This is a genomic window from Parabacteroides bouchesdurhonensis, from assembly GCF_900186615.1.
Classification (GTDB): domain Bacteria; phylum Bacteroidota; class Bacteroidia; order Bacteroidales; family Tannerellaceae; genus Parabacteroides; species Parabacteroides bouchesdurhonensis.
The window spans coordinates 642,783-667,446 of the sequence record NZ_LT896588.1; the positions used below are offsets into that span (position 1 = coordinate 642,783).

Consider the following 24,664-nt stretch of genomic DNA (forward strand, 5'->3'; position numbering starts at 1 on the left):
TCTTTATATTGTTTTGCTTTCGGGAATACTTTGGCAGCATTGTCAAGATGCGGCTGGTAAATATCGCACAAAGCAACGACTTCGGCATGAGGTATTTGTAAGAGGTGGTTGATATGGTACATGCCTCTTGATCCTGTTCCGATAATGGCAAGCCTGGCCTTCTGGCCTTTTACTTGCTTTTCTCTTTCCTGAGCAAGGAGATGCAATTGAGGCAAGGAGGAGAGCAATAGGCTTCCTCCACCTATTGCTCCTAAACTTTTAATAAAATCCCGTCTATCAATATCTTTTCTTTCCATTTGTATATGTTTTAATATCTAACCTAATTCATCATCTGACCTTCACATTAAACGGGACAGCGACCTGTTTATAATCCGGTGAATCATAACCATGATTAGTCACAACAACCGTAAATTCAAACTCCCCGGATTGAGGATATTGATAAGTGGCAGTCCAACCGATAGTAGAATTTAAGGACGTTTTCAGCCCCTGAGCTTTCAGCAATCCATAATCCTTATAGCAATCACTTTTAGACAATACCACGTTTCCGTTAACATCGGTAGAATCTATATCAGTACCGACTTTCTTTACTATCTGACGGATTCCCCCAGGCCATAAAGAACAGATATCCGCATCCGTATCCACTCCTATTGTATAGGTAATACCGCTTACAGGATTCAATTCTTCTATAAATTCTTTATTTTCATTAATTGTATAGAACTTTAAACTGTGTACCTTAGGAGCTTTCACGTCATCTTCATTCAGACAAGAAGACATCATCGTCCCCACAAGAAATATAAACATTAAAATATAAGCAGTTCGTTTCATCTTTATTTCTTTATATAGGTTTAACATATTAGTATCCTTTATTCTGAACAAGAGTTTGGTCTATTTCTATCTGAGTTGTTGGAACAGGAAGCAGCAACTGATATTCCTGTATAGGCTCCAATGTCGGTTTATCATCCAAGTCACAAACCGTCATCAATGCTTTGGAGATAATTTCAACGGCTTTACCCGTACGGACCAAATCAAAATAACGATGTCCTTCAAATGTAAGCTCCATTCTTCTTTCATGCAGTATCCAATATATATCCAACGGATAATCATTCGGCAATGCTTCCATACCTGAACGGTTCCTTACCATATTAATATATTTTATCGCCTCCGTTTTATTGCCGGATTGCATCAAACACTCTGCATACATAAGTAAAGCATCTGCGTAACGATATACCATAAAGTTATTATCCGTACCTGTATTTTTAACGGCGGCTCTCATGCTACCTTCCGGTCCGAATTTAACAGGAAACGCCTGAATATAAGGAGAGGCATTAGGAACATAACCGGAATCCAATGTAGATTTATAACGTATATCCTCCTTATAGTTTACAAATTCACGCATCAAATTATGTTCCGCCTGATATGCACTGTTATACGTCGTATTATAGCGGATTGCTATATCGTTAATCATAATCTGAAAATAATAGCAGGGCTGTCCTCCTGAGACATTGAAATTGACCTCAAATATCGATTCTTTATTGAATTTATTCTCTGGCTGGAATACATCATGCATAGTAGGCATCAATCCATACGTTCCGCCTTCCTGGTCAACAATTAATCTCTTTAGAATCTTCTCCGCTTCGGAATGATTATTCATTGTAAGATAAACCTTTCCCAACATCATTAACGCACTGCCTTTTGTAGCCCGGGCCTCCATTCCGATAAGCTCTTTTGCACCCTTTTTATAGCAATTGGTTATCGCGTTTTCCAGATCAGGAATTATCACATTCGTATAAATATCATTTACAGCCGTACGTCCTATCCCAAAAGCATCTGTAGGATTCTTGAACATTTCCGTCACTTTAGGCACATCGCCATAAATTCGCACCAGATTAAAATAGGCCAATGCTCGCAGGAAATGGCATTCGCCTTCCATCGCCAATGCTTCAATACGGTCGGTCTCATTTGTAGGAGAATACCCTGCAAGGATATTCAGCAGTGAATTACAATTATAAATCATTTTATAATTCCAAGTCCATATATTTGCCTGCGAATGGGCATTGGTTTTACGAAATACATGAAACTCATCTGTATTACGGGGATCCTTTCCGTCGTCAGACATTAATTCGAGCACTTTCGTCATATCTGTCGGACTATAAATATTTTGAAGAATCTTATAGCATCCGGATAAACCCGTTTTCAACTCTTTTGTATCATTGTAGTATGCATCAGGCGATAGTGTATCTTCCGGTAACCGGTTCAGGAAATCTTCGCATCCTGTGAAGATACAAGCTAATAATATTATATATAGAATATTTTTCATAATGTTATGTCTTTAGTGATTAAATACCCAGATTTATACCGAAAGATATAGTTCTTGCCAATGGATATGAGGCCGTTTGGTCTATACCTTGAGACAAGGCTGAATCACCTTGATAGTTTGTTTCAGGATTATATCCCGGGAACTTAGTAAACATACAGGCATTATTTATATTAAAGTATATACGTATTGAACCTACATCAAATTTGCGAGTTAACTTACTCGGTATTGTATATCCCAAAGTAACATTATCGAGTTTTACGTAAGATGCACTGTATGTTAAACCTCCATCTAATATAGAACCATCGTAGTTCTTACGGGAAGGTGCAGGATATTTAGCATCCGTATTATCAGGTCTCCAGTAATTATCAAAATAATCTTGTGTAATATTCTTCATACCGGAAGCACGGAATGCCATATCTTGAAATCCGAACATGGATATTTTACCACCTACAACACCTGTAAACTGGAATGAGAAATCAAATCCTTTATATGCAAAATCGTTTGTCATACTCCATACAAAATCAGGAACTGCATTTCCCAATATCGTTTTATCCGAAGCATCCAGAATACCATCACCATTTACATCGGCCGCCTTTGGTGTACCCGGATTTGAACGTTCACGCCATGTTGTACGGTTTGCATTAAATATAGGAGATGTTTTTACATCCTCCCAATCTTTATACGGTCCTAAACTTACCATACCATAAATACCGGCTAAAGGCTTACCTTCTGTTGTATAGCAATTATAACTAATCAGCGGTCGTTTGTCATTTCCTATATCGGTTACACGATTACGGTAATAAGAGATATTGGCAGAAGTGCTCCAGTTAAATTCTCCCACAAAGTTCTGAGTAGTCAGGCTATATTCAAAACCTCTGTTTCTCATAGAACCGATATTCTGCATTACATTCCCAAAACCGGTAATAGATGGTAACGGAAGATTAAACAGCATATCCGAAGTTCTGCGATCAAAATAATCCACAGACAAATTAATACGGCTATGCAAGAAAGAAGCATCTGTCCCTATGCTGAGATCCGAAGTTGTTTCCCATCCTAGCATTCTATTGGCAATACGATTATCAGAATAGGCAGCTGTAACATCCGAGCCACTGCCAAACACATAAGAACTTGAACCTAATGTAGCCAAATGCAGGTAATTCGTAATACCGGAGTTACCAATGCGTCCCCAACCTCCACGGATTTTCCAGTCATTGATATAAGGTCTGAACATAGTAAAGAACTTCTCGTCTGAAACACGCCATGCCAAAGAGAAAGAGGGGAATACTGCCCAACGGTTATCTACCCCGAATTTGGAAGAACCGTCTCGTCTGACAGATGCAGTAAGATAATACCTGCTATTGTAATTGTACATCAAACGAGCAAATGTTCCGACCATATTCTCTCCTGAACGGTTTGTACGGGCATCCGTCAATTGGTTAGAGACGGTTGTTGCCTGATTCAAAGTAGTAATCAAATCCTGCGGGAAGTCATATTTCTTAATATATGCACTTCTTAAGTTCGCTTCTTCAAACGAAATACCAACCATAGCAGTCAATGAATGTTCTTTTATTTTCTTATTGTAAGTCAACACAGACTGTATATCCCAGTATATTCTATTTGAATTTTGATAAATACCTTCCGACCGGGAATTCATCAATGCTGTTGTCGGCACATAACTTGGCAGATAATAATCCCTCTCCCACATGCGGTATTCATTATGGAAATCTGTTTTCCATATTAAATCTTTAAAGAACTTAACCTCTGCATACAATGCGCTTACAACTTTGGCTGTACGTCTCTTATCCCTGATTTTTACGGATTGAAGGGGATTTACAAAAGGAGCAAAGTTCCAGTCCCAAGGGTTATCGAGCTCTGTCCCATAATAAATAGGATTTCCTTCTTCATCCGTTGGATTCAGAATAGGAGGTAACGTTAAGGCATTAAAGAATGGATTATTACTGGCACTGCCTGATAGATTCGTATTAGACAACACGCTTGTATTTTCTAAAGACGGTGCAATATTCAAACCTATTTTCAACCAGCTATTCACTTTTCCTTCCACATTAGCGCGCAAAGAGTAACGTTCGTAGTCTGTATTTTTAATAATACCCTGATTATTGTAATAACCTCCGGATATCATATAATTCATATTTTCCGTACCTCCATTCATTGATAGTTGTACGTCTACAACACTACCATCACCTAACAAAATATCTTGCCAGTCAGTATCATAAGGCGAATTATAGCAAGTATCTGTTACTGCAATCCAACGTTCTTGCTTAGCTCCGGGAACCATTGATGCGGAATGCTGGGAATATTTCCGCCAGTTTTCTATCCTTGTGTTGAAATCATCATAATATGACCATTGCGGAGCGTTCGGATTATCTGTTCCGAAATTCGGGTCTTCCACAATATAAGCATTGGCTCTTGATTCATTCATAAATGTAAGAAAGTCTTCACGCCCCAAGACCTTCATCTTGCGCATGGCATTCTGTACGCCTCCGCTTATATTTACATTAATCTTTGGCTTCCCTTGTTTTCCTTTTTTTGTTGTTATCAAAATAACGCCATTAGCTGCACGCGTACCATAAATAGCGCTTGAAGAAGCATCTTTTAATACTTCTATAGACTCAATATCAGCAGGGTTGATAGAATTAAGCGGAGATTCCGTTACATCAAATCCATCCTGCATCGGGAAACCATCCACAACATATAAAGGAGAGTTACTGGCATTTACAGAACCTACACCACGTATTACAATGTTCTGTCCGCCACCCGGAGCTGAGTTTGTATTAGAAACACGTACGCCAGCCATCTTTCCGGCAATACCCTGAGCAAAGTTTGAAATCGGTTTATCCTGAAGAGCATCTGCACCTACCGAAGTAATAGCAGAAGAAACATCTCTCTTTTTCTGGACACCATAACCAATAACTACTACTTCATCCAGATTTTCAACATTCTCGGCTAATGTTACATTTATAACAGTCTGGTTGCCTACCGTTCTGTCAACAGAAATATAACCCACCGACGAATACTGTAAAACAGATTGATCTCCTCCAACTGTAATAGAGTAATTGCCATCAATATCCGTAACAGTTCCGTTTCCGGTACCTTTTTCCATAATATTAGCACCGATAACAGATAATCCCATCGGATCTATAACCCTACCGGTAACCTTACGGGCTTGTTGTTGCAAAGCACTGGCTGCTACTTCTGAGGGAGCTAACACAATTTGCCTGTCAATAATTTTATACTTAACATTAGTATCATCGAAGAGTGTGGAGAGAACATCGTTTATTGTTGCATCGTTTTTGTTTACGGATACTTTGCGTGAAACATCGACAAGTTTATCATTATACATAAAATAAAACTCGCTTTTCCGTTCAATCGTATTAAGGCATTCTTCCAGTGAAACATTACTCAAACTCAATGAAATTTTGGCCGATTGGGAATACATATTTTCCCCAATAACAGGAAATAAAAAGATAAATAAACAGAACGTTGTAAGTTTCATAATAGTCAACAATTTTCGGCTGTGAGAAAAAAACTGGTCATTTTCTCGTGGTTTTCCATGTTTGTTCATATTTTTGTATCGAATTAAAGTTGTTAACTGCACTCTCCTCTAGCTTCTTGCCGGTTGCATTCAGGAGAATGCTATTCTCAAATACTTTGATTTTAGGGTAAAAGACTCAAACCTTTTACCCTATCTTTTTAATAGTCTTTATTCCATAGGCATTCATTTTGTGGTTTTTATTCTAAAAATGTTTTTACTCTATTTACGTTTATAAATTACAAATGTCTTCTGTTTTATCTCTCCAGTTTTCTCATCTATTTTCCGGGGCAACTCTTTATACATAATAGGAGATGTGGCCTTTATCAAGAAAAGTATATCATTAATAGTTTCATCTTCAAATGTTGCTCTTAATGTATATTTCTTAATCTCCGGATCTTCAATTATAATCTTCACATTATACAAATGACTCAAACGTTCCATCACTTCATCCAGCGGGTCACTACGGAACACGATCTTCGCATCTTTCCAAGCATAACGTTTATATACATCTTCATTTATAACCTCCGATTTATCCAAAGCCAGATCATACCTAAGTGTCTGGTTCGGACTTAACCGGGCAATCAGCCTGTCATCCGGATACTTTACAGAAACACGTCCTTCACCCAACGAAACTGTCATCTTTTTAGCATTGTACGCCTGTACGGAGAAACGCGTACCTGTAGCAACTATTTTCTGAGACTGGCAGGTTACGATAAAAGGAGACGTTTCATCGGCCTTCACTTCAAAATAACCTTCACCGTTTAATTCCACTTCCCGTTTTCCTTTTTTAAAACACAGCGGATATTTCAATGAGCTTTTCGAATTCAACCAAACTTTTGACCCGTCAGGTAATGTAATTGCAGATCGCGTAAACGAATCGGCAAAGACCTCATTATAGACTACCGGAAGCTCCTCGTTTTGCCCTTTCTCATTATATGTGTAGCCAAGAACAATTAATAAAGGTATAAACAGAATAGCCGCTACCTGACGGAATAAATAAAATACTGTCTTTATCTTATTTTTACGTTTACGAATAGACTTCAACACCTGTTTTCTGGCTTTCTCAACATCTATTTCATCTCTTGAAAAAGAGAGGTTCATGCCTGCCCATATTAATCTCAATTCATTATAATAATGTCTATTTTCCTCTGACGCGCCATACCACTCATTAATAAATTGTTGTTCTTCGGCAGTCAATTTCTCATTGGCAAAAAGCTTGCTTAACAGTACTTCTATATCTCTACTTTCTTTCATCATTTTCCGTTTTACATATATAATACGTTTGAGGCTATTTTTATCGCAGTAAAAATGTGCGCTTTTTTAAAAAATAGCAATGATAAATTATAACGGATATTAATTCGGAATAAGAAGGAGAGTATTACATCATATTTACAAACAAGCAAATAATAAAATAATCTTTAAGGAGAGTCTTTATCAATTTAAGGGCTTTGGCTACCCGGAATTCAACTGTCCGCAACGGCAAATCCAGTTCTTTTGCTATTTCCTGGTATTTCTTTCCTTCAAAACGATTCATTTTAAAAGGCTGTAAAAGTTCAGGCGGTATTTTAGAGAAAGCATCTTCCAATTTCTGTTGCAAATCGGCCAAAAGAACGGAAGCCTCTACATCATACGGATTTCCTAAGTCTTCTTTAGCCACTACTTCTATATAATTTTGTTTTACTTGGCGATGTCTAAGTAAATCCATACATTTATTATGTATAACAGTTAACATATATGATCGTAAAGAACCACCTCTTCTTAACTTGCTTCTGGATTCCCATAATTCAATGAATACTTCCTGAACAATTTCTTCCGAATCTTCTTTTCCTCCTACAAATGTGCCCGCAAACACAACAAAATCCACATAATATTCAGAAAACAAACATGAAAAAGCATCTTCATCATTGTCTGCAATCCTATCCAATAGATATGAATCTATCTTACTATGTTTTATTTTATTCATAAGTATTACAATAAGGCTAAAGGAGATTCATTATTAAGACATCTCAAGAAATTCATTAATTTCGTAAAGTAAAATAATTAAACTATAAATTCATAATTTATTTATGTACTTTTTTCAATTACGTATAATATAAAAAGCCGTTCCCCTGTATAGAGAAACGGCTTTCACTCTTTATTCTTTATCTAGTTACTTTCCGTGCAAATGCGCATCCATCGCAGCTGCTGCTTTGCGTCCATCACCCATTGCCAGAATCACAGTTGCACCTCCACGTACAATATCACCTCCGGCATATACATCGCTTAATGTGGACTGCATACTTTCCTCATCTACCACTATTGTCCCTTTTTTACTTACTTCCAATCCTTGAAAAGCTCTTGGGATAAGTGGATTCGGAGAAACTCCGACACTAACAATCACTTCATCTACATCTATCGTTTCTATCGCTCCTTCTATGGCTACAGGACGACGACGACCGGAAGCATCCGGTTCTCCCAGTTCCATCTTCTGCAACTTCATTTGTTTTACCCGTCCTTTGTCGTCACCAACATATTCGATCGGATTATGGAGAGTCATAAATTCCACGCCTTCCTCTTTCGCATGCTTTACTTCTTCCAGACGTGCCGGCATTTCTTCTTCGCTACGGCGGTAAACAATCATTGCGCGTTCAGCACCTAAACGGCGGGCTGTACGGACAGAGTCCATAGCCGTGTTTCCACCACCAATAACAGCAACCTTCTTTCCTTGTAATACAGGTGTATCGCTGTCAGGATTGGCAGCATCCATCAAATTCACACGCGTCAGATATTCATTGGAAGACATTACGCCAACCAAGTTCTCTCCAGGAATATTCATAAAGTTAGGCAATCCGGCACCACTGGCTGCAAAAACACCCTTAAAACCGTCTGCATGCAAATCATCATAAGTGATTGTTTTACCAACGATGCAATTCGTAAGGAATTTAACACCCATCTTACGAAGTCCCTCTATTTCCACATCGACAATTTTATTCGGCAAACGAAATTCAGGAATGCCATACTTCAACACACCGCCGATTTCATGTAATGCTTCAAAGACTGTTACTTCATAGCCTTTCTTTGCCATATCTCCGGCAAAAGACAATCCGGCAGGGCCTGAACCTACTACTGCGACTTTAATGCCGTTTTTTTCTGCCATTTCAGGAATAGAGATATTACCGCTTTCACGTTCGTAATCGGCAGCAAATCGTTCCAAATAGCCGATAGCTACAGCCTCCTTGCCCATTTTCAGATGGATACATTTACTTTCGCATTGTTTTTCCTGAGGACAAACGCGACCACACACTGCCGGCAGAGCACTTGTTTCTTTCAACACCTTAGCCGCCTCCAGGAATTCTCCGCGTTCTATATTCTTAATAAATGTAGGAATACTGATGTTTACCGGACAACCTTGCATACAAGTAGGGTTCGGACAATCCAGGCAACGTTGGGCTTCTTGCATAGCCTGTTCCTTCGTCAAACCCAGATTCACTTCTTCCAAACGCGTATGACTACGATATTCCGGGTCCAGTTCATTCATCTTTACACGGGGAATATCCGTGCGTTCTTTATTCTTTTTGCTCTTACGAAGTGCCTCTCTCCAAGGTTCGGCACGACGGGCAGCTATTAATTCTTCTGTTGTCATGATTCTTTCCGCTGAGTGGTTTTACTATTTCTTTTCTACATCTTTATAAGCACCAAGACGCATTATCATCTCATCAAAATCTACCTGATGGGCATCAAATTCCGGTCCGTCCACACAAACAAACTTGGTCTTTCCTCCGACAGTGATACGACAAGCTCCACACATGCCGGTTCCATCCACCATAATAGTATTCAAAGAGGCTACCGTAGGTATTTCATATTTCTTTGTAAGAGCTGACACAAATTTCATCATAATAGCCGGGCCGATTGTCACGCATAAATCCACCTTCTCCCGGTTGATTACGCTTTCAACACCATTCGTAACCAATCCTTTTGTTCCGTAAGAACCATCATCGGTCATCACTATAACTTCATCTGAATTGGCGCGCATCTGTTCTTCCAATATAACCAGGTCTTTAGTACGGGCAGCCAGCACCACGATTACACGGTTTCCTGCCTTATGGAAAGCTTCTACTATAGGAAGCAGCGGGGCAACGCCTACTCCTCCTCCCGCACAAACAACGGTACCAACTTTTTCTATATGTGTGGCTTGTCCAAGCGGACCTACTAAATCAGTGATATAATCACCAACATTCAAATCGCAAATCTTCTTTGAAGAACCGCCTACTGCTTGTATAACTAAAGTTATCGTTCCTTTTTCCGTATCCGCTCCTGCGATAGTCAATGGGATACGTTCGCCTTTTTCGCCCACCTTTACAATCACAAAATGACCGGCTTTGCGGGAACGCGCAATTAAAGGAGCTTCCACTTCCAGCTTTACTACATTGGCGGAAAAATGTTCTTTACTTACAATCTTATTCATTATAATCGCTACTGTTGATCGTTTATTTTGCTATTTGGGTAGCAAAAATACATTAAAAAAGTCAACATCCTAGTATTTTGCCAAATAAAAAGCCATTACTCAAACAAACCCTCATCCCTTACCAGCATAAGGATAGCAGAATGAGGTACGATCAGAAACTTCTCTTCGTTAAAATTAATCTCATAAGCTGCATTTTGCAAGTAGACCGCCAAATCGCCTTCATGAGCCTGCAAAGGCAAATAATGTACTCCTTCTTCTTTCTTTTTCTGCCATATTTCCTGCTCCTCCGTCTGAGACGGCAAAGGATAACCCGGCCCTGTCTTTATAATATATCCGGTCTGAATTTTCTCTCCTTCCTGTACTGAAGGAGGCAGATATAAACCTGTTTTTGTCTGGCTCTGCGGATTTTTAGGTTTAATAAGCACTTTATCGCCTATCATCAAGAATTTATCTATGTCTTTTTGATCTATGGATAGTTGCATAATAAATAGAATTAAATAGTGAGTTGCAAAGATATAAAAAAAGAGACGTAGCCAAACCACGTCTCTTTCCATTCTGTATATCAATATAATTATAAAGAGCGTCCTTTATATACATTTGATTGTTCGGAAGGATACAAATTACCAACAAACGACATTCTGTTGCTATTAAAGTTAGGACTTACTGTCGCCGTACATTTATTTGTTCCTTTCGGCATACGGAAATTAACACTGGCTGAAACGCCAACACCTTGAACCATCATGCTAAATGTTATATTTCCTTTTTTGTCTGTTTTCATTTCCACATTAGATGCATTACCATCCACCGTAATACCGCCGATTCCGTTCGGACCTGAGAAAGAACCGTTAAATGCCAACTGAATTGTCGCTTTATTTCCTTTCATTGATACAAAGTTCGTTGACGGGGTTACATAGGCAAAACTACCACGTTTAAATTCCACACGTTCGGCTTCCAAAACGAAGTCTCGATCTTTCAATGCCTGAACAGCCTGTTCAAACAATGCGTTACTCTCCGCATCCTCAGCTGCCTTCTTAGCGGCTTTTTCTGCTTTTTTCGCTTCCTTTTCAGCTTGCTTGGCTGCTTTCTCAGCAGATTTATCTTGTTGAGCCATCATTGAACCTGCTCCAAACAATAATACAGCAAGCAATAATAATACTTTTTTCATACGCCTTAATTATTTAATTATTAGTTATCGACGAACTATGATACAACTAAAATACAAACATATCCCTTTATATGTTCATATTTACAACTCGTTTTTTCGCATTTTTAACGTGATGTATCAAAAAGGCCCAAGCAACAAGGGCTGCAAGGATATCCGAAAAAGGCCCGGTTAGCCAGACACCTTCTAATCCATACAGAGAGGAAAGAACAAAAATAGCCGGTATCAGAAACAATACTTGTCTACTCAAACTTAAAAAAATAGCTTTCCATGCAAAGCCAATACTTTGGAAGAACTGGCTTATGGCAATCTGTGAACCAACAACAAAGAAAGCCGCCAGATTTAACCGTAAGCCATTGGCTGCAATCGTCACCAATTCCGGATCGGTAGTAAAACCTCTCACTATAAATGACGGGAAAAGTTCGCAACATAGCCAGCCGGTTGTCATAATACTTGTAGCAGTAATAATAACCAAACGCAAGGTCTGATGTACCCGCTGATACAACCCCGCTCCGTAGTTATATCCGACAATGGGTTGCATACCCTGGGCAATACCAATAATCAGCATTATCAATAACATGCCTACACTCGTAATAATTCCGATTGCGCCAATAGCCAAATCACCACCTTCCCTCAGCAATGCATTGTTCAGAAATACACTCACCATACTTCCGGCCAACTGCATGGAGAAAGGAGATATTCCGATTGCCAGAATACTCAATACGATCTTCCAGTCAAAATTCAGATACCGGCGATGAAAACGAATCAGGCTTTCTTTGCTCAAAAAGTGGCTTAATACAAATGCAGCACCTACTGCCATAGAGATAACCGTAGCAATAGCAGCACCACGTATGCCCATATCGAAAACGAAAATAAAGATCGGGTCCAGAATCACATTCAAGATAGCGCCCAGCAACATATAAGCCATTGCTTTCTTTGGATAGCCGGAAGCACGCATAACGGAATTGAAACTAAAACTAAGAGATGCCAGCAAATTACCGGGAATAGCAATATACAAATAGGCTTCGGCATACGGAATGGTCTGTTCACTACCGCCAAACCAGAGTAACAAATCTTTCAGAAAGATCATAGAGGGAACAATCGTCAACAGACTTAGCAAGAGTGTCAGGCTCAAGGCATTTCCCAATACATGTTCAGCTTGCTCCATCTCTTTTCTTCCCATAAAGATAGAGATACGCGTAGCGGAGCCGATCCCCACCAACATTCCAAACGCCTGCATGAACAACATTATCGGAAAGGTAAGCGTAAGACCTGATATAGCTAACGGCCCTACTCCTTGCCCGATAAAAATACGGTCTACAATATTATATAGCGCATTTACCATCGTACCAATTACGGCAGGGATAGCATAATGTAATAACAGCCGGCCTACTTTTTCATGTTCGAGCCGCCATGTAATTTCATTCGTCATATAAGGTAATCTTTATTTCTTGATTTCATCGATTAGTTCGGCTACACTTGCAACTTGCTTCTTTGTTCCATCCGGCCAGACTATATCCAAACATTGGGAAGACTTACAATTTATATTGATATAGTCCGCACTAACGGGAGATGGGCGATATCCATTACGGATCAATGCATTGCCAACCCAATAAGAAGTCTGAAAATCTCCTTCTACACCGACAGGCTGTACAGGAGCTTTTACATTCAGTTTCCCAGTAGAAGGATCAAAAACAATTCCGTCTTTACCAAAGAATGTTCCAAAAGCTCCGTTCATAATCAGGTCTTCCGGTGTACCACATGCCATCGCACGCCCTTTCTCCTGTAACCATAAGCAATCGCCCATTTGGATCGCCAAATCCAGATCATGGGTAGACAGTAAGACCGTTTTCTGTTGTTCGGCTGCCAGCTTATGAAGCAAAACCATTGTCTCTATACGGCTGGTTACATCCAGAAAAGCGGTAGGCTCATCTAATAATATAATAGGGCACTGCTGTGCCAAAGCTTTAGCAATCATTGCTTTCTGCCGTTCGCCATCACTTAGCTCGGAAACGTAATTGTTGGCTTTATGCACAATACCTACAGATTCAAGCGATTGCATAATTATTTCTTTATCCGAAGACTTTAGCTGCCCGAAAAAGCCCGTATAAGGATGCCGTCCCAAAGAAACCAGTTCATAAACAGTTATACCACCCGCGTTTGTTTTTTCTGTAAGTACCACACCAACAGTAAGGGCAAATCTATGCTGAGAATATGCTTCCAACGGATCTCCCATCAGCCGGATAGCCCCGCTTAACGGAGGCTGGAATCCACAAAGCGTACGCAATAAGGTCGATTTACCGGCTCCATTCAATCCTAACAAACATGTCACCTCTCCCGCATATAATTGCAGGTTCAGCGCATCATGCACTACTTTGTGCCGTCCGCCTTTCAATACATAACCAATGCTCAGATCTTTTGTTTCTATAGCTGCTACTTGTGTCATATCGCTTAGTTAAAGTATTGAATGTTTTTCCGGTTAATGATTACATATATAATAACAGGTGCTCCCAACATGGGAGTAACCGCATTTAGAGGCAGAATATTATTACTGCCCGGAACAACCATCAGCATATTACAAAGTAAGGCGACACAAGCGCCACATAGCATCGTTACCGGAACAAGTAATTTATGGTTGGATGACCCAAGCATAAGACGGGCTATATGAGGTACAGCCAATCCGATAAAAGAAATAGGTCCGCAGAATGCGGTTGTTGTAGCCGTCAGCACTCCCGTACACAATAATATCAGTATACGTGTGCGTTTTATCTTGATACCCAGATTGGCTGCATATAATTCACCAAGCAATAATGCGTTTAACGGCTTAATGAGTAGAATGGCAAACAATAATCCAAAGAACGTACAACAAGCAAAAAACGGCAATTGCTCTAACGATACACCGGAAAAGTTACCCAGCCCCCACATTACAAAAGCATGTACCCGGTCTGCCGAAGAATAATAGTTCAATATGGATATAAAAGAAGAAACCAGATAACCTATCATGATCCCGATAATCAGCAGCATGACATTATTCTTTACTTTTGCGGAAAAATAAATTATAATTCCGAGAATAATACACGCCCCTAAAAAGGCAGCAAGGACAAGTGCAAGATAACCGCTGATAGGCCAGTCTACCACCTGGCTTAAAGAACCTCCGAAATACAGTAGAAGAGCAGCCACACCTAAATTAGCTCCGTCGCTAATGCCTAAAATAGAAGGTCCGGCCAAAGGATTCCGGAACAAAGTTTGCAACAGCAATCCGCTTATAGCCAATGACGATCCGGCAAACAAAGCAGTGAAAGCCTGTGGCAATCGAGACTGTAGCACAATGTTTTGCCATGCAATCCTGTCAATATCTTTTCCCAGAAGAATATTAATCACACTATCCACCGGTATGGATACCGCACCATAGACTAAACTGCCTATAAATAAAACAACCAGAATGAAACTTAATAAAGGATAATAAATCAGTGCCTGCTTATTCATTCCACAAAGGTATGAAGATTTTTGAATTTCAGGTTTATTGTTCTCTATCGTTTCGTTCTTTCTCCTTTATAAATCCGTTCCGGTAAGCATACAGTAATTTCTCCAAATCTTCAATCTGTTTCTGAAGTTCAGCGCCTTTATCCGTATCGCGTACCATCTGACGATGAGAACTAAGCTCCACCACAATGGTGGTAGACTTAATATCCAATCCTTCTTCTATCGCCTTTGCAGTAGACTCAAAAGGCTCATGTTGTACCAACTGAAAGCCCCGTGAGTGATAAACCAGCGTATAACCGGCTATACCCGTTTCCGGATGATATGCTTTAGAGAACCCGCCATCAATAACCAACATTTTACCATTTGCTTTTATCGGATTCTCGCCCTGAATAGAACGCACCGGAACATGCCCGTTAATAATATGCCGGTGCTGCCCTGTTACGCCGAACTCGTCCAACAACATATCACATATCTTTTCTTCCTTCCGCAAGACATAATAAGCACCTTTTTCTTCCTTTTGCGTTTCTTTTTCTTCTAAAAAACAACGTTCGAAAGTCGTCATGCAGCTTTTATCAAACAAAGGAGAATCTTTGCCACACCACAAATACCAGATATAATCCATTGCAAACTGTTTATCCGGCGTATCTTCCGAGTCAAAATAAGCAGTACGGACAAGCTGGTCTACTTTATCAAGCAAGGCTTTACCCTTATATATTTTACCTTCAATACATACGTCTTTCAACGTTCCATCCGCATTCAAAGGGACAGACGCATGGTAGAGCAGATTTGAATTGCACACCTGATACATACTTCCATGACGGAATAAGCATCGCATATGTTTCTTCAATTTATCACTGCTCTGGAAAGAGTGATGAATCTTCCGGATCAAATCTTCTTCATCAATAGAAAGCCGGTAAGGATCTTTCGGATCAATTGTAGGCAAATTCTTATCTCTCAGTTCATAGTCATTGCCATTGAGACGGATAGTTCCTTTTGACAGGTTTATATGATGCAACAACATGCGGTCGTCCATGTCAAACTCCGGACGGCGGCGAATAATCTCGCCTTCCAATTTGAACTGGATGATTGTGATGGCTTTGTGCATCTGTGAAATCAAACGTATAGTCTTTTCATCAAACACATTATCCGAAAACTTGGTACGGGGGATAAACAAGTCACACGGATCGTCACCATACATCTCCATAGCAAACGTAGCCAATGGGAGTAAATTAATTCCATAACCGTCTTCCAGAGTTGCCAGATTGCCATAACGCAAACACATACGGATAACGTTAGCAATACTTCCCAGATTTCCGGCTGCTGCTCCCATCCAAAGTATATCATGATTACCCCATTGAATATCAAAATTATGATAATCGCATAACGTATCCATAATTATGTGTGCACCCGGACCACGATCGTAAATATCACCAACGATATGCAACAAATCTATTGTAAGCCGTTGAATCAGGTTACACATGGCAACAATAAAATCATCCGCCCGCCCGGTTGAAATAATGGTACTGATAATCTTATCAATATAAGCCGATTTATTCGGTTCCGTAGACGATTCATGCAGCAACTCCTGTATAATATATGAAAATTCCTTCGGTAATGCTTTACGTACTTTGGAACGGGTATATTTAGATGACACATTACGGCAAACCTTCACCAGTTGGTTCAATGTAATAAGATACCAATCATCCAGATCCGGTTCTTTCGATTTAATCAGTTCCAGTTTCTCTTCCGGATAATAGATAAGCGAACAAAGTTCTTTCTTCTCCTGATCCCGCAAAGTATTGCTGAATATCTCATTCACTTTACGCTTTACAGCTCCGGAAGCATTCTTTAATACATGATTGAAGGCCTGATGCTCTCCATGAATATCCGTAAGAAAATGTTCCGTACCTTTTGGCAGGTTCAGAATCGCTTCCAGATTTATTATTTCCGTACTTGCATCCGCTATCGTAGGAAAACTGCGTGCCAGCAATTGCAAATAGCGCAAATCATAAAGCACGTTTTCGGGCATTATATCTTTATCCATATAAATTCAGCGTATTTTCAGCAAAGATATAGGTTTTACTAAAAAGAACAACTGTTTTTACATGCCTTCGCCGCCTCCAGTATTTCCGCCTTCGTTACTTTTCATATCATCGTTACTGATACCGCGTTTTACTTTCTTGATAGAATCCTTCAAAGTACCGAAACGATAAGAAACACTTATACGGAATTCACGGGCACTACGCCAGGTCGTAGCCACATTATGAAATCCTTCGCCGGTTGTTGTTGTCTCCATCTTCATGTTCTTCCAGAACGGGTTTTGTGCTCCAACGGAAACAGACAGTTTCTTTTTCATGAAATCCTTGCTGACATTCAACCCTGCAAAATAGAACGGAGAATATTCGCTCTGCAACATAATCCACGGAGTGAAATAACCACCGTGCAAGTTTATACGGAAATCTTTCGGCAGATTAAACTGCGTTCCTGCAAAGATCCGGCCACTGAATCCGCTATTCTTCAAATCCATTGCCTCACTCTTCAAATCGGTATAGTCCACTCCGCCATTCATATAGATGCGGAACAACGGTATAGGATTCCAGTTACCATACAGGAAGAAACCTACTTGCTGCTTCTTACCAATGTTTCCGTATGTATTCCAGAGTGCGCCGTTATAAACAGAACGCGGATCACTTTGGGGGAAATTAGCAATTTCACTATACTGTTCGATCGAGTTGTTCACGAATGTATAGCTCAAGCTGGCATTGACGCTGAATTTCTGCGCAAACTTACTAAAGTTGAAGTTTATATTATTACTCTTTTCAGAATCCAGATTCGGATTACCTTGCGATATGTTCTGAGGATCTGTATCGTTTATATACGGATTCAAATACCAAATACCCGGACGACGGATACGCATATTGTAACCTAAACGTATCTGGGTAGACATATCCACCTGATAAGTCAAAGTGGCATTCGGAACAACATCAAAATAATGAGCATCAAAATCCATAACGGGAGCTTTCGCAAACTTGGCATTCAAACTGGTTCCTTCCGCACGAACACCTGCTTTTACTCCAAACTTATCAAACTTCATCAAATATCCCAGATAAGCAGAATAAATATGCTGTGTATGATGGAAGTTACTATTCAGTGATGAAACATCTTTCCAGTTTTGAGTAGATTCATCATAAACTTGTTCCAATGTTTTACTCTTGCTCTGACGGTTGATGTATTTTACACCTGCCTCAAAAGTCTGGTCTTTCCATGTCGGAGTAGTATAATCTACCTGGCCTGTATGCTCTGTTGTGGAAGCATCGTTAATATTCCATTGCGGATAATCTTTTGCTAGCGGATAATCTACCACGTTAAACAACTCTGTACGGCTCTCATTATCATTCGGCGAGTTACTAAAGCGATATGATAGAGTAAGCAATTCATCCTTCTTATGAGTAGAATGCTGAAAATCCACATTTACATCCGTAGAACCATATGTACTTTCCGAATTACTATTGCGTTCATATTTATACAATGTCTCATAGTCGGAAGACGAAGCTTCCGCTCCATGCATCATAGCCGATAATTCAGAAAGATTCTTTGATTTACCCCGGAATAAATTAGCTCCTACACTCAACAAATTTAAAGAGTCAATCTCATAACTGGCTTCCAGATAACCATACTGGAAAGGACCTTTATTTTTACTCCGTCCATGTTCTTCCAGGAAATTAGACATGCCATTCTTCAATGTATTTCTTGTAGAATAAGAATCATTCCATGGAGAATTACGTTTATTGTAGCCATAATTGGCAGTAAGACCCAGCTTTCCGGCCTTCAACGATACATAACCGCCGCCACCAAAACTGCCTAATGTACTGGCATTGGCACGAACAGTTCCGGTATAACCTTGCAAAGCGTTTTTTGTAGTGATAATATTGATAATACCACCAACACCTTCCGCATCGTATTTAGAGCCGGGATCGGTTATAACCTCAATGTTCTTTATGGAACTGGCAGGCATACTTTTCAATACATCGGAAGCATTACTTCCGCTCAACAAATTGGAAGGCTTACCATTCATATAAATTTTATAGTTGGAAGATCCTTTCAATTGGATTTTATCCTCACCGTCTACTGTAATCATCGGGACTTTTCGCAGCATATCCAACGTATTACTGGTTTTCGCTTCCGGATCGTCTTCCAAACTGTATGTCAGTTTATCTACTTCCACTTTTACCAATGGTTTCTGTGCAACTACGGTAACTTCGTCTAGCCGTTGGTTGTCGTCTTGCATATATAGTTTTCCTAAATTCAGCGGACTGTTTTTTTCGGAAATGGAAAACACCTTTTGAGCCGGCTTCTTTCCAATAGATTGCATGGAGACGATATATTTGCCCGCAGTTTTCAACGAGGCTTCAAATTTACCATCAACATCACATGCCAACATTTTAACAGAATTCTGAGGAGCGCTAGCCAATGCTATATTCAGCGTGGCGTAGGGAACCGTCTCATTTGTCAGCGAGTCAATCACTTGTCCTTTAATAGTTAAAGAACCTGTCTTGTCATTCTGGGCACACAGAGGGAGTGCAACTAATAATACCAGAAGTAAGGATAAAAGTTTTCTTTCCATTGATCCAAAATATATCAAATGATACAAACCTATGTACGAAAGCATCGTAAACGCGACAAATGTAACTTAATAAAAACGTATTGCAACTATTTTAGTTTTAAAGAAGCCTAAAAGATGTATTCTGATGTTTGATAAATCTCCTATTACCTTATTTTTGTAAGAACCATTAACACGTAAAACTTATGAGACAACTATCTGTTCTATTAACTGTATTATTATTTGCTTCTGCTATGAGTGCACAATCATTAAAAGAAATTCCATTGAGCGTTCCGAATAAAACGCGTGGAATAAATGTTATGAAAGCGTTTGACAATCGTCATTCCGACCGGGAGTTTGCTAATAAAGACCTGAGCATACAGGATATTTCCGATTTGCTTTGGGCCGCCAATGGCATCAATCGTCCGGCAGACGGAAAACGTACAGCTCCTTCCGCCTTGAATAAGCAGGATATAGACATCTATGTATTTATGAAAGACGGAGTTTATCTTTACGACGCCCATAAGCATAGCTTGAAACCTATAGCCGAAGGCGATCACCGGAATATTATCGCAGGCGGACAGGATTTCGTAAAAACAGCTCCGGTATGCCTGGTATATATTTCCGATTTGTCACGTTTCGGAATGGGCAATACCGAACAGGTTAAATTAATGGGAGCAATGGATGCAGGCATCGTTTCACAGAATGTAAATCTATTCTGTGCCGGAGTAGGCTTATCAACCGTTCCACGCGCATCTATGGATCAAAGCGCTTTGAAAAAGCTATTGAAGCTATCTGACAGCCAGATTCCAATGATGAATAACCCGGTAGGACATCCTGTTCGCTAAGTATTTACCATGCAATTGTAGTGCACATTTAAGATAAGTCTTCGTAATGGTTTTTTCAAATCATCCCGATCATTTGGGAAAACCGTTACGATGATGTACTTTTACCGAAAAATAGACGAAATGCCTACTTTATTTATTAGCATCATTTGCCTGTACTTATTAGGAAACATATATATCTTTCTGAGAGGAAGGCAAGCACTAAAAGCCCAGTCTACAGGTGTCAAAGTTTTACTATCCCTTATCTTCTGGGGATGCGCTTTATCTTTTTTCGTAAGCTTCCTGCTACGGGATGTTGTAATGTCTGACTTTATCGGACAAACCTTACAAGAGACAGGAACAGGCTGGTTGGTGTTCACTTTATATATGGTAATATTACTAGCCCTGTTTGATTTATTACGACTTTTCCACATACGTATAAGATCCGGCTTCTATATTGCTTTAGGAATAACACTCAGTTTATTAGGATACGGATATTATAATTATCAACATCCGGATACAAAAGTTATCAACATAGTTATTAACAAGTCCGTCAACAATGAAGACAAGCCGCTGAAAGTGGTAGCTATCAGTGATATTCACTTAGGATATGGCACGGACAAAGCGATGCTTCAACAATACGTAGAACTGATAAATGCCCAACATCCCGATTTGATCCTGATAGGAGGCGACTTGATAGATAACAGTGTTGTTCCCCTGTATGCAGAACAGATGCAGGAAGAACTGGCCCGGCTAGAAGCGCCCTATGGCGTCTACATGGTTCCGGGAAATCATGAATACATCAGTAATATCGAAGCAAGTAAAAAGTTTATTCAATCAACGCCTATTATTCTTTTACAAGACAGCGTCGCTACTTTACCCAACGGCATCCAGCTTATAGGAAGAGACGACAGACACAACAAAAACCGATTATCTTTAACGGAGCTAACAAAAGACGTAAACCCTGAGCTGCCGGTTATCTTGCTTGACCATCAACCCTATCAATTACAACAAACCGTTGCCTCTAATATCGATTTACAATTCAGCGGACATACGCATCACGGACAAGTATGGCCTATGAGCCTGATTACAGACCATTTGTTTGAGCTGAGTTACGGCTATAAGCAGGAAGGCAATACCCACTTCTATGTTTCTTCCGGCTTATCCCTTTGGGGACCTCCTTTCCGGATCGGAACGGATAGCGAACTTGTTGTATTCAATATCTCTTTTAAATAAAACCGGCATGAAAGTATTCATTCAGTCTATCGTAGCACAATTATTGCTAAACCCTTATATCTTTTGGCGAGGTTATCAGGCAATACCGGCTAAGAAAAGTTGGCGGATACCTTATATATTGTTCTTTGTCATAGAACTTGCCGTTTATTTCTTCGGTTTCTTTTTCCGAAAAGATTTACCGGATAACATCATGATTGGCATCCAGTATTTCTGCAACACCTGGTACATATCTTCTATCTATATTACACTGTCCTTAATCGTTTTGGAGATATTGCGACTTTCCAACCGGTGGCTTCATTGGTTTCCGAAAATGATTAAGGAACATTGGAAACAGACGAAACTCACTCTTTTCTTTGTGATTACAGCCGGCGTAACAGCCCTAATGTTCCATGCTTACCACACGGTAGAGAATCCCATCGTTAAAGATGTATATATCACCCTGCCCAAAAGCGCGGGAGACAACCGGGATAGCCTTACCATCGTTATGATGAGCGATTTACACATAGGAGAAGTAATCGGGAAGAAACTTGTCCGGAAATATGTAGCCCTTAGCAATGCCCAACATCCGGATATGGTTGTTATGGTAGGAGACATCATGGATTACGAGTCCCGCTTTGCCGAAAAAGAACATATTGAAGAAGACTTACAACAACTCAAAGCGCCGCTTGGCGTATATATTGTTTATGGCAACCACGAGTACCGTGCCAACCGGAATGCCAAATATCGCTGGCTAAAGAAAACAGGAGCTACTTTATTGATTGATTCCGTGGCAATGCCAGACTCCTCATTCTATCTGATAGGACGAGACGACCGTATCAATAAAAAAAGGAAACCGCTTCATGCCTTGATGGAAGGACTTGATAAAAGCAAACCTCTTATCGTTTTAGACCATCAACCCTGGTCTTTCGCAGAAATGAACATGAACGGAGTTGATCTGGGATTGCATGGTCATACCCACAACGGCCAACTTTGGCCCTATCCTCTATTAATGAAGTTCATCTATGAATGTCCTTACGGCTATTACCAGAAAGGGCCGACGCAGTTTTACGTGTCATCCGGTATCGGAATAGCCGGACCTCCTTATCGCGTAGGAACAGTATCGGAACTGGTGGTTATACACATAAGGTTTAAAACGTGAACATACATGTTTCATTTTGTTTCATGTCGGTGGAACAAAAGTTTCATCCCGATGAAACAAATGTTTCAAGCTGATGGAACAAGTGTTTCATGCCGGTGGAACTTTTGACATATTACCTGCAATAAAAAAAAACCACCTGACACACAGGCGGCTTTCCTTATACTATCCGGGACAGAGCCGGTAAATTATTTACTTCGTATCCGGGTTTTCTTCTTGCTTCTCCGGAGCGCTCAATGTTTTATCATACAGTTCCCTGTTAGACAAGACTTCCAATGCTTTGTCCAAAACATCGTCATCTTTCAGGTTTTGCAGTAATTCTCCTTTCTGATAATAATAGCGTTTCACGATTTCAGCAGCCATCAGCTTCTTGATTTCGTCTTTGTTACGCTCGAAATCCCTGTCAAGATCGGGAGTCAATTTGGCTTCCAATGCTTGTAAAGCGGTAGAATCACCCTCCAAATAACCTTCAAACCCGGCAATCTCTTTCAGGTTCTTCAAGGCTTTTTCGCTCTGACGGTCATAAGTAAAGTTCTTTTCCTTAGCATATTGCTTAAAGGCCTCGAAGTCTTCGTCCGTAAAAGTAAACTCTTCTGCGGGCGAAATAGTTTTATGCTTTTGTACCCAATCCGTTATAAAATCGAACAACGTCCAGTCCGTTGCCAGGTAATATATAATGGTAGGTATTCGCTTATCCTTTATTTCAAACTCCGGACGAACGCCGCCACCATCACGTACCGGACGACCGTGGGAGGTATAAAATACAGACGTTAAACTATCAGGTATCACATCTACGCTTCCATCCGCTTTACGATGCGTATAATCCAGTTGCTGAATACAACGGCCACTGGGAATATAATATTTACTCATCGTTACTTTCAGCTTGCCATCATAAGGCAAATCACGGGTAGACTGCACCAAGCCTTTTCCAAACGAACGCTGCCCTATCAATACAGCCCGATCCAAGTCCTGTAACGCACCGGATACGATTTCAGAGGCAGAGGCAGAATTTCCATTGATAAGAACAGCAATAGGCATCACCGTATCAATCGGTTCACTGGATGTGCGGTAAGTGCGATCCCATTGTTTAACCTTTCCTTTTGTTGACAGGACTTCACTGCCTTTAGGAACAAACAGGCCTACAATCTGTACGGCAGACTCCAATACTCCGCCGCCATTATTACGTAAATCCAAAACCAGAGATTTGATAGCATGATTCTTTTTCAAATCCAGAAAAGCATCCCTTACTTCCTGTCCGCTTTTATCGGTAAATCCTTTTAAATAAATGTAGCCGATACTGTCGTTACGTACGCCATAATAAGTAACCTGATCTACAATAACCTGTTTGCGTACTATTTCAAACTTCAAAGTTTTTTTCTCTCCGGGACGCTGGATGGTCAATTTTATCTTCGTATTAGGCACACCTTTCAACAATTCACTTACTCTATCATTCGTTGCCTTCGATACATCCACAGTATCAATAGCCAAGATATGGTCTCCGGCTTTCAGTCCTGCCAACGCGGCCGGCATACCATCAAAAGGCTCGGCAATAACCACACCGCCGTCTTTATCACGTTGACGAATAATAGAACCTATGCCACCATATTCTCCGGTAGTGATAAGTTTCAAGCCTTCCATTTCCTGCTCCGGATAATATTCCGTATAAGGATCTAATCCGTTTAACATAGCATCAATACCCCGTCGAAGGGTCTTTTCCACGTCTACCGAATCTACATAGAACATTTCCACCTCTTTCACAAGGGCATTGAATATGTCGAGGTTCTTACTTACTTCAAAACGATTATCTTTCTGAGCCTGTACCGGCAAAACTGTTCCTGTCAGCAACAACAGGGCTAGTAATCCTATAATACTCTTTCTTTGAATCAACTTACACATAGAATATTTAGTTA

General features: G+C 40.1%; 19 protein-coding genes. 3 read left to right on the forward strand and 16 right to left on the reverse strand.

Translation table 11 applies throughout. From position 1 onward, the window contains the following. From C1721_RS02845 to C1721_RS02915, 15 genes are all read right to left on the reverse strand, one after another. A partial coding sequence (locus C1721_RS02845; protein ID WP_159063524.1) for a twin-arginine translocation signal domain-containing protein occupies nt 1-296 on the reverse strand: 296 nt, incomplete at its 3' end. A 31-nt stretch (nt 297-327) separates the two neighbouring features. Continuing rightward, the gene (locus tag C1721_RS02850) at nt 328-825 is read right to left on the reverse strand and encodes a hypothetical protein (protein ID WP_159063523.1); all 498 of its coding nucleotides are present in this window, start codon (nt 823-825) and stop codon (nt 328-330) included. Nucleotides 826-853: 28 nt separating this feature from the next. Beyond that, complete coding sequence (locus C1721_RS02855; RefSeq protein ID WP_102406993.1) at nt 854-2,317, reverse strand: RagB/SusD family nutrient uptake outer membrane protein; 1,464 nt, start codon at nt 2,315-2,317, stop codon at nt 854-856. 19 nt (nt 2,318-2,336) lie between these two features. Next, nucleotides 2,337-5,831 (reverse strand): TonB-dependent receptor, encoded by a 3,495-nt coding sequence (locus C1721_RS02860; protein WP_159063525.1) that lies wholly within the window; start codon nt 5,829-5,831, stop codon nt 2,337-2,339. A 258-nt stretch (nt 5,832-6,089) separates the two neighbouring features. Continuing rightward, complete coding sequence (locus C1721_RS02865; RefSeq protein ID WP_159063526.1) at nt 6,090-7,124, reverse strand: FecR family protein; 1,035 nt, start codon at nt 7,122-7,124, stop codon at nt 6,090-6,092. 124 nt (nt 7,125-7,248) lie between these two features. Further along, complete coding sequence (locus C1721_RS02870; protein ID WP_102406999.1) at nt 7,249-7,833, reverse strand: RNA polymerase sigma factor; 585 nt, start codon at nt 7,831-7,833, stop codon at nt 7,249-7,251. 186 nt (nt 7,834-8,019) lie between these two features. After that, on the reverse strand, nt 8,020-9,492 hold the full coding sequence (gene gltA, locus C1721_RS02875) for an NADPH-dependent glutamate synthase (RefSeq protein WP_102407001.1): 1,473 nt from the start codon (nt 9,490-9,492) through the stop codon (nt 8,020-8,022). 24 nt (nt 9,493-9,516) lie between these two features. Beyond that, a complete protein-coding gene (locus C1721_RS02880; RefSeq protein WP_102407003.1) occupies nt 9,517-10,314 on the reverse strand; it encodes a sulfide/dihydroorotate dehydrogenase-like FAD/NAD-binding protein in 798 nt (265 codons plus the stop codon). A 95-nt stretch (nt 10,315-10,409) separates the two neighbouring features. Continuing rightward, nucleotides 10,410-10,796, reverse strand: coding sequence for a co-chaperone GroES (locus C1721_RS02885; protein WP_102407005.1), 387 nt, complete (start codon nt 10,794-10,796; stop codon nt 10,410-10,412). 89 nt (nt 10,797-10,885) lie between these two features. Then, nucleotides 10,886-11,479 (reverse strand): DUF4251 domain-containing protein, encoded by a 594-nt coding sequence (locus tag C1721_RS02890; protein ID WP_102407007.1) that lies wholly within the window; start codon nt 11,477-11,479, stop codon nt 10,886-10,888. Between the two features lie 67 nt (nt 11,480-11,546). Further along, nucleotides 11,547-12,908, reverse strand: a complete 1,362-nt coding sequence (locus C1721_RS02895; RefSeq protein ID WP_102407009.1) for an MATE family efflux transporter — start codon at nt 12,906-12,908, stop codon at nt 11,547-11,549. Between the two features lie 12 nt (nt 12,909-12,920). After that, on the reverse strand, nt 12,921-13,922 hold the full coding sequence (locus C1721_RS02900; RefSeq protein WP_102407011.1) for an ABC transporter ATP-binding protein: 1,002 nt from the start codon (nt 13,920-13,922) through the stop codon (nt 12,921-12,923). Nucleotides 13,923-13,927: 5 nt separating this feature from the next. Further along, nucleotides 13,928-14,962 (reverse strand): iron ABC transporter permease, encoded by a 1,035-nt coding sequence (locus C1721_RS02905; RefSeq protein WP_102407013.1) that lies wholly within the window; start codon nt 14,960-14,962, stop codon nt 13,928-13,930. Between the two features lie 34 nt (nt 14,963-14,996). Next, on the reverse strand, nt 14,997-17,003 hold the full coding sequence (locus C1721_RS02910) for a fructose-1,6-bisphosphatase (protein ID WP_102407015.1): 2,007 nt from the start codon (nt 17,001-17,003) through the stop codon (nt 14,997-14,999). A gap of 57 nt (nt 17,004-17,060) precedes the next feature. Next, nucleotides 17,061-19,583, reverse strand: coding sequence for a TonB-dependent receptor (locus C1721_RS02915; RefSeq protein ID WP_102407017.1), 2,523 nt, complete (start codon nt 19,581-19,583; stop codon nt 17,061-17,063). 182 nt (nt 19,584-19,765) lie between these two features. On the opposite strand from C1721_RS02915, the gene C1721_RS02920 reads away from it, so the two are divergent. The 3 genes from C1721_RS02920 to C1721_RS02930 all read left to right on the forward strand — a co-directional run bounded on the left by C1721_RS02920 (nt 19,766) and on the right by C1721_RS02930 (nt 22,757). Beyond that, nucleotides 19,766-20,407, forward strand: a complete 642-nt coding sequence (locus C1721_RS02920; protein WP_102407019.1) for a SagB/ThcOx family dehydrogenase — start codon at nt 19,766-19,768, stop codon at nt 20,405-20,407. 120 nt (nt 20,408-20,527) lie between these two features. Continuing rightward, complete coding sequence (locus C1721_RS02925) at nt 20,528-21,619, forward strand: metallophosphoesterase (protein ID WP_102409207.1); 1,092 nt, start codon at nt 20,528-20,530, stop codon at nt 21,617-21,619. 7 nt (nt 21,620-21,626) lie between these two features. Next, nucleotides 21,627-22,757 (forward strand): metallophosphoesterase, encoded by a 1,131-nt coding sequence (locus tag C1721_RS02930; RefSeq protein ID WP_102409208.1) that lies wholly within the window; start codon nt 21,627-21,629, stop codon nt 22,755-22,757. Between the two features lie 189 nt (nt 22,758-22,946). On the opposite strand, the gene C1721_RS02935 is transcribed toward C1721_RS02930, so the two are convergent. After that, nucleotides 22,947-24,650 carry a S41 family peptidase gene (locus tag C1721_RS02935; protein ID WP_102407021.1) on the reverse strand — a complete coding sequence of 568 codons (1,704 nt, stop codon included), beginning with the start codon at nt 24,648-24,650 and terminating at the stop codon, nt 22,947-22,949. Nucleotides 24,651-24,664 lie beyond the last annotated feature (14 nt).